We start from the raw sequence: 7,739 nt of genomic DNA, 5'->3' as shown, positions 1-7,739 counted from the left end.
GCCGCGACCCGGCCGTCCCGGACCGCCACGGCGCCGCCCAGCGCGGGCAGCCGCGTCCCCGCCCAGTCGGCGGTGTACGCGGAGAGGCCCCCGGCGGCGGGCCGGGCCGCGTTGTAGCCGGTCAGCGGGAGCAGCGCCCCGCCGGGCAGGGTGACGCTCCCGGCGAGCCCGATCCGCAGGACCCGGCCGGTGCCGTCCGCGCCGAATCCGACGGCCGGGGCCGCGCCCGGCCCGGGGCCCGCGGAGTGCAGCAGCCGGCCGCCGCCCAGGCCCGGGCCGAGCGGTGCGCCCGTACCCCGGATGTCGAAGAAGTCGCCGTTGACGGCGGCGACCACGCGCCGCCCGGGCCCCGGGGCATGGCGGGCGGCGGACTCGGCGACGGTGGCCGGGCCGCGGCCGCCGAGGTACTCGGCGCGCACCCCGCCGCCCCCGAGGTCGACGAGGAGCTCGTCGATCCGCAGCCAGCGGTCGGCCTCCAGCCGGTCGTACGACTCCAGCCGGATGCCGGGGGCGATCTGCCGGCTGGTCCGGGCGGTCTCGACCCCGTCGGCACCCGCGGCGGCGGCCCGCGCGGGGGCGGGGGCGAGCGCGGAGGCCGGGGCGGCGAGGACGACGGCGAGCAGGACGGGCAGCAGCGGACGCAGGCTCAGCACCCAGGCAGGATCGGTCACTCGGAGCGTCCCGGACGGGCACGACCGTCCGTGGCCCGGGGATTCAGCCATTCGCCCGCGCTCCGGGCTCCGTGCTAGCCAGCCGCGGTCCGGGCTCCGGATAAGGATTTGGCCGGCGCATGCCGGGCTGGCAGGGTTCGAGCGTGCTCGCCGCAGGTCAGCGGGCACCCGCAACTCCGTCGCACGTTCCCGTGGGGGGTACACACCGCATGTCCTTCAACGAGCCGCAGGGCCATCCGACTCCACCTCCGGCTCCGGCTCCGGCTCCGGCCGCGGCCCCGGCCCCGGCCGCGGCCCCGGCGTACCCGGCGTACCCGGCGTACCCGGCTCAGCCGTACCCCGGCCAGCCCTACCCCGGCCAGCCCCTGCCCCAGCCCGGCCACCCCGCCGGCCCGTACGCCGGCCTGCCGTACCCCGCGCCCTGGCCGCCCACCGACGTGCTGCGCTCCCCCCGCGGCCTGGCCCTCGCCGTCTGCGTCCTGCTCGGGGTCGCGGCCGCGGTGAACCTGCTCTCGGCCGCCGTCAGCGGGTACGTCCACTCGCTCATGAAGCGGGTGATCGCCGATCCGGCGCAGGTCGGCGCCGACACCCTCGACCGTTCGGACGTCCTGACCGGGATCACCGGCGTGCTCCAGGCCGTGATCCTGCTGGCGACGGCGGTCGTCTTCGTCATCTGGTTCCACCGCGTCCGCGTGAACGGCGGGATCATGCGTCCCGACGCCTTCTCCCAGAGCCGCGGTTGGGCCATCGGGGGCTGGTTCATCCCGATCGGCAACCTGTTCCTGCCGTACCGGACGGCCAAGGAGATCTGGACGGCGAGCACCCGGTTCGCACCGGACGGCTCGTTCCGCGAGGTCTCCGCCGCGCCCGTCCACGCCTGGTGGGCCGCATGGGTCCTCTCGGTGCTGGCCGACCGCCTGTTCAGCGCCCTGTACGAGCGGGCCGGGACCCCCGAGGCCCTGCGCGACGCGTCCGCCGTGGGGATGGTCTGCGACCTGCTCACGATCGCCGCGGCCGTCCTCGCCATCGTGTTCGTCCGCAAGCTGACGACCATGCAGACCGTGAAGGCGGAGCAGGGTCCGTACGCGGCCGCCTGACCCGCACCCCGGGCGCCCCGCCGCCTACCGCGCCGGTCCGCGCCCCGGTACGGCGAACTCGCACCACACGCTCTTGCCGCCGCCCCGGGGCTCCACGCCCCATTCCTCGGCCAGTCGGTCCACCAGCAGCAGCCCTCGTCCCGACACCGCCCAGTCGCCCGCCTCGCGCCGGCGCGGCAGGGCGCTGCTGGAGTCCTCGACCTCGATCCGGATCCGGCCCTCCGAGGTCAGCCGCACGTTGAGGTGGCCGCCGCCGTCCGTGTGCACGAGGGCGTTGGTCATCAGCTCGTCCGCCGCCAGTTCGATCTCGTCGGAGCGGTCCCGGGCGCCCCACGCGGCCACCGCCGCGCGGATCAGGTGGCGGGCCATCGCCGGGCCGTCGGGGTCGCCCGGGGTGAGCGGCAGGCGCAGCGGGCCGCCGCCGCGCGGGGCCGGGGTCCCGCGGCGGCGCAGCAGGAGCAGGGCCATGTCGTCGCCCGCGCCCGCGTCGCCGATGAGGTCGCACAGGACGTCGGCGAGCTCCTCGACGTCCACGGGCCCGCGCCGGACCGCCTCCATGAGCTCCTGCATCCCCGCCTCGGGGGCGCCGTCCGGACGCTCCAGCAGGCCGTCCGTGCACAGCACCAGGGTGTCCCCGGGGTGCAGTTCGAGGCTGGTGACCGGATAGCCGGCCCCCGCCCCCGACCCGTCGCTCGGCGGCAGCCCGAGCGGGAGTCCGCCGGCCACGGGGATACGGTGGCAGCTGCCGTCGCCGCGCCGCACCACCGGGTCGAGGTGGCCCGCACGGACCAGCTGGAGCATGCCGGTGTTCAGGTCCACCTCGGCGTACGTACAGGTGGCGAACCGCTCCGTCTCCAGCTCCCGCAGGAAGGCCGAGGCCCGCGCCATGGCCGTGCCGGGGGTGTGCCCCTCGGACACGTACGCCCGCAGGACGATCCGCAGCTGGCCCATGACGGCCGCGGCGTCCGTGTCGTGCCCCTCCACATCGCCGATCATGACCCCGACGCGTCCCTCGCCGAGCTGGACCACGTCGTACCAGTCGCCGCCGATGTCCCGACCCATCCGGGCGGCCCGGTACCGTACGGCGATCCGCGCGCCAGGCACCTCCGGGATCCGGCGCGGCAGCATCGCCCGCTGGAGGCCTTCCGCCAGATCGTGCTCCTGCTCGAAGAGGATGGCCCGCTGGAGGCTCTGCGCGATGCCGCTGCCGAGTGCGACGAGCAGGTTGCGCTCCTCGGCGGTGAAGTCCCCGTCGCGCTGGTACAGCAGCCCGAGCGCGGCGATGGCCCGGCCCTGGGCGATCAGCGGCAGGTAGACGCCGCTGCGCACGGACAGCGGCTCGATGTACGGCCACAGCAGCGGGTAGCGCTCCTGGAACTCCTCGCGCGAGGCGATGAACACCGGCTGGAGGTTGCGTACGGCCTCGCTCATCGGGAACCGCGCGTCGATGCGGGTGTACTCGATCTCCGGGACGTAGCTGCCGAGCTGGCCCTCCGCGACGAGGTGGATCCGCCCGCCGTCGACGAGTCCGAGCATGACGCTGACCGCGCCGAGGTGCCCGAGCGCCTCGGGATCCTTGAGGACGTCGGTCACGTCGTTGACGGTGCGGGCGTGGGCCAGGATCGCGCTGGTCCGCTCGACGACCCCGGTCATCCGGCGGCGCCCCTCGTCCTGCCGGCCGCCGGCGCCGGGCTCGCCCGGGTCGTGGGCGGCGTCGCGCAGGATCCCGATGATCCGGTACGGGCGTCCGTTCGCCTCGCGCAGGATGTGGCCCTGGACGTGGGTCCAGACGGGTGTCCCGTCGCGCAGGCGGGTCCGTACGTACGCCCCGTAGTGGCTGCGGCCGTCCTTGAGCGCCTGGGCCACGCGGGCGTCGAGCCTGGCTCCCTCGCCGGGCGGGATCCGCGCCTTCAGCCCTTCGGGGGTTCCGGTGAACTCCTCGGGGCGCAGGTCGAGGACCTCGAGGGCGGTGGGGTCCAGATGCATCTGCCCACTGTCGAGGTCCCAGTCGAAGGTGCCCATACGGTTGAGCGCGAGGCTCATGTCCGGCTGCGCGGGCCAGTCGACCTCGGAGCTCGCTCGCCTTTCGGCCATGCAGCCAGGGTCTCACCGTTCCCGTGCGCGTGCCCGCACAAGCCGGCCGGCGGCTACGGGGCGGCGGAGCGGGCGGAGGGGGTGCCGGTGTCCGGCCGGCTTCCCGGCGGGGGCTCGGAGGCGGGCTTCCGCGCCTCCTTCGATGCGGGCTCGGACGCCGGCGACGCAGGCTCCGACGCCGGCTTCGACGCAGGCTCCGACGGCGGACCGGACGGGGGCGGGGACGTCGGCGGAGGCGGGGACGCGGGGGCCTCCCCGGCCGGGGAGTGCGAGGAGGCCGGCGGGGACGCGGGCGCCGTGGAGGTGGCGGGGGCGGGAGGCGAGGGAGTGGCCGTCGCGGGCGGGAGCACCGGCGGCGGCACGGGCTTGTCGTGCTCGCCCCGGTGGTCGCCCCGGTCCCGCTCGAACCAGCGGCGGTCGTGGGGGTCGTAGATCACGAACTTGTGGACGACCGTCTCCGACGGCGCGATGACGACCACCTCCGACGGCTGGTACGAGCTCCACGGCCGGCCGTGCCGCTTCGGGTCGGCCGGCAGCGCCACCGGGGGTCCGAGCGGGTTTCCGCAGGCGCACCGCACCCGCGGCACCCCCCGGTCGTCGATCAGCACCGCGGTGCCGGCCTGGAGCACCGCCTGGTAGCCGGTGGCCTTGCCGTCGCGGTAGCCGTGGTTGGTGACCCGGGTGTCCGTGCGCAGCCGCACCGGGGTGAGCGAACGCAGGTACGCGGGGACGGACTGCGGCCGGATGCCGAGCGCCGAGGCGAAGGCCCCGTTCTTGGCGGGCTCGGCGGACAGCGCCCGGATCTGCCGGTCGACGTCGCAGCTCGTCACGGACCGGGTGCCGCCGTACAGGCCGGGCGCCGCACCGCTGATGCTGCGGGTGGCGGTGGCGCCCGTGCTGGGCGTGGCGCCCTGCGGGGACGGAGCCGGGCTCTGCGGCGGCGGCACGGCCTCGCGCGCGGCCGTGGACTCGGTGAAGGGGTCGGGACCGGTGGCGGCGGCGGGCTGGAGGAACACCTCGCCGCGGGCGGAAGGGGAGCCGCCGGGCCGGGTCAGCACCACGACCAGGGCCACGAGGGCGGCGACCGCGACGAGAGCGGTGGCGAGCCGCGGTACCGACCGCCACCAGGGCCCCGAAGGGGGTGGTCCCGGCGGCGGGCCGCCGGTCGGCGGAGCGGGAGGCGAGGGCGGCGGGCCCTGCCGCCCTCCCGAGAGGGGGCCGGACGGCGGACCGGTGGGGCGCGGGCCCGGCGGCTCGGCGGACTCGGTCGGGCGCGGGCCCGGCGGCTCGGCGGACTCGGTGGGCCGCTCCGGCTCAGGGCCGGGGCCGGAAGGTTGCGTGGTCACGGGCTCTTCTTCCAGGCGGCGGAGTTCCGGTCCCTGCGGACCATTGTGTGCGTCGTCCCGGTGGTGGCCGCAAGCCGAGCGTGCCTACGGTTGCGGCGTGAGCGTGAACGGTCCGTCATCTTCCCGTCCGGCACCGGCGCACCCGCCCTCCACGGGCTCCGCACGGCCCTGGCGGGACGCCCTCGTCGCCGTCGTGGCGGCCTTCGCCGTGATGGCCGCCGTCGCGGCGGCGGGTCTGGCCTGCGCGGGCGCGACCGGTCTGCCCGGCGCCGCGTTCCCCCGGGTGGTCGCGGCGGTCGTCGTGATGGCGGCCGGCGGCTCGGTCGAGGTGACGGGCGGGGCCGGGTTCCTGGCCGAGGCCGACGCGAGCCTGTCCGTACTCCCCCTCTCGGTGAGCCTCGCCGGAGCCCTCACGGCCGGCGCACTCTTCCTGCGGCCCCTGCACAACCGGGCGGTGACCCGACCGGGGGAACTCCTCGGCCGGGCCGGCCCGTTGGTCCTGCTGTGGTTGCTCGCCCTCACCGGGGCCGCGCTCCTGGCCCGCCAGAGCTTCGACATCGCCACGGGCGACTCGCCGATCGCCGACCTCGGCGAACTCCTCGACGTCTCCCCGACCGCGGGCTTCCGCGCCGTCCTGCCCGCCACCCTCGGGTTCGGACTGCTGTGGATCGTGGGCCTGTTGCTGATCGCCCTGCTGGTCTCGCGGCGGGACCCGCTCCCGGCGGGGCTGGTCCGCTTCCACACGGCGGTGCGGCCCGCCGCCTTCGCGACCGTGGCGCTGCTCCTCGCGTACGTGGTCATCGGCATCGGCGTCGGTCTGGTGGTGGCCGCAACCCAGGGGCACGCGGGCCGGACCTTCGCCGTGATCCTGCTGGGCCTGCCCAACCTGGCCTGGCTCGCGCTCACCCTGGGGTTCGGCGGGGCCTGGGAGGGCAGCGTCCAGGGGCCCTTCGGGCTGCCGGTACCCCGGCTGCTGGACGAGGTGCTGCGCGGGCCGGACCTGTCCCGGGTCGATGTGGTCTCGCTCGCCGAGCACGACTCGCGCGCCTGGTGGCTGGTGGCCGTCGCCGCGGTTCTGCTGCTCGGTACGGGCTTCCTGGCCGCCGTACGCTCCCCGGCCGGCGTCCGCGCCTGGCAGCACGCACTGCACCTGGGGGTGGCCCTCGCCCTCGCCATCCTGGTGGTGTGCCTGCTGGCAGCGGTCCGGGCCCGGTTCGGCCTGTCGCTGCTGGGCATCGGGGACGCCGGCGGGCTCGGCGGCACCGCGGAGCTGCGCCCGGTGCTGTGGCGCAACGTGGGCCTCGCCCTGCTCTGGGGTGCCCTCGCGGGCTTCCTCGGGGCGCTCCTGGCCCGGCCCGTGCACCGGCGCGGTCTCATCGAGAAGCCGACCGCCGCCGGAGGGTGACCGGTCGTCAGCCGGTGTCCTCCTCCCGGATCACCGGCAGTGCCCAGCGCGGCGGCGGGGGCACGGCGCCGGGCGGCGGGGCCGCCCGCGCGCCCGCGCGGCGCAGCGCCCCCGTGAATTCCAGGCAGCTGTTCCAGCGGTCGTCCGGGGATTTGGCCAGCGCCTTCGCCAGTACCCCGTCCACCGCGGCCGGCAGGCCGGGCCGCAGCGAGCTGACCCGCGGCGGCGGATCGAACTGGTGGGCCCACAACAGTGCCATGTCGTCGTCCCGCCGGAAGGGCGGGCTCCCGGTCAGCGTCTCGTGGACGACGCAGCCCAGGCTGTAGACGTCGCAGCGGCCGTCGACCGGCTTGCCGGAGATCTGCTCGGGCGCCACGTAGTCCAGGGTGCCGACGAACTGCCCGACGCTCGTGAACCCGGTCAGCGAGAGGGACTTCTTCGTCAGCCCGAAGTCCGTGAGGTACACGTGCTCGGGGTGTTCGCTGTCCGTGCCCTCGGCGACCAGGATGTTCCCCGGTTTCACGTCCCGGTGGACCAGGTCGTGGGCGTGGGCCGCGTCCAGCGCGGAGGCCACCTGGCCGGCGATCCGGGCGGCGGTCTCCACCGGCAGCGGCCCGGTGCGGTCCAGCAGGGCGCGCAGGTCCTGGCCGGGGACGTAGCGCATCGCGATGTAGAGCAGTCCCTCGGTCTCGCCCGCCTCGAAGACCGGCACGATGTGCGGGTGGTCGATGGCCGCGGCGACCTTCGACTCGTGGGCGAAGCGCTGACGGAAGACGTCGTTGCGGGCGAGTTCGGGAGCCAGCAGCTTGAGGGCGACCGGCCGGTCGAGGCGCAGGTCGCGGGCGAGGTAGACGACGGCCATGCCGCCGCGGCCGATCTCGCTCTCCACCAGGTATCCGGCGATCCGCTTCCCGCGCAGTTCGCCCGGGCGCCCGCCCGGGGGCCCGGGGGCCGTCACGGCCCACCGCCCTCGAGCGGGGTCACGACCCGCGTGGGCTCGTGTCCGGCCGCCGGCGCCGGCGGCTCGGCCTGCGAGGGCCGCGCCTCAGGCGGCTCCGGCGGCTCCGGCGGGGCCCCGGGGCCCTCGTCGACGGCATAGGTCACGAGGCTCGCGCCGTCTCCGTAC

At 76.3% G+C, this 7,739-nt stretch carries 5 protein-coding genes and 1 pseudogene; 2 read left to right on the top strand and 4 right to left on the bottom strand.

Annotated elements, in window-relative coordinates; genetic code table 11:
• Positions 1 to 653, bottom strand: a pseudogene (locus ACS04_RS22410) (phosphodiester glycosidase family protein); the annotation flags it as partial.
• Positions 654 to 880: 227 nt separating this feature from the next.
• Here ACS04_RS22410 and ACS04_RS22405 point away from each other — a divergent pair.
• Positions 881 to 1,768, top strand: a complete 888-nt coding sequence (locus ACS04_RS22405) for a DUF4328 domain-containing protein (protein WP_078865150.1) — start codon at positions 881 to 883, stop codon at positions 1,766 to 1,768.
• A 24-nt stretch (positions 1,769 to 1,792) separates the two neighbouring features.
• Here ACS04_RS22405 and ACS04_RS22400 read toward each other — a convergent pair whose 3' ends face one another.
• Both ACS04_RS22400 and ACS04_RS22395 read right to left on the bottom strand, forming a co-directional pair.
• Positions 1,793 to 3,862, bottom strand: coding sequence for a SpoIIE family protein phosphatase (locus ACS04_RS22400; protein ID WP_048478505.1), 2,070 nt, complete (start codon positions 3,860 to 3,862; stop codon positions 1,793 to 1,795).
• A gap of 53 nt (positions 3,863 to 3,915) precedes the next feature.
• Positions 3,916 to 5,208 (bottom strand): DUF6777 domain-containing protein, encoded by a 1,293-nt coding sequence (locus tag ACS04_RS22395; protein ID WP_245236493.1) that lies wholly within the window; start codon positions 5,206 to 5,208, stop codon positions 3,916 to 3,918.
• Positions 5,209 to 5,305: 97 nt separating this feature from the next.
• Here ACS04_RS22395 and ACS04_RS22390 point away from each other — a divergent pair, with 97 nt between their 5' ends.
• The gene (locus tag ACS04_RS22390; protein WP_245236492.1) at positions 5,306 to 6,613 is read left to right on the top strand and encodes a streptophobe family protein; all 1,308 of its coding nucleotides are present in this window, start codon (positions 5,306 to 5,308) and stop codon (positions 6,611 to 6,613) included.
• Between the two features lie 7 nt (positions 6,614 to 6,620).
• Here the strand turns inward: ACS04_RS22390 and ACS04_RS22385 are convergent, their stop codons facing one another.
• Positions 6,621 to 7,571 carry a serine/threonine-protein kinase gene (locus tag ACS04_RS22385; protein WP_048478503.1) on the bottom strand — a complete coding sequence of 317 codons (951 nt, stop codon included), beginning with the start codon at positions 7,569 to 7,571 and terminating at the stop codon, positions 6,621 to 6,623.
• Between the last annotated feature and the right edge of the window lie 168 nt (positions 7,572 to 7,739).

The sequence above is a fragment of the Streptomyces roseus genome, assembly GCF_001044425.1.
Lineage (GTDB): Bacteria > Actinomycetota > Actinomycetes > Streptomycetales > Streptomycetaceae > Streptomyces > Streptomyces roseus.
The sequence above is the reverse complement of the archived record's forward strand: the minus strand, read 5'-3'. Positions and strand labels throughout refer to the sequence as shown.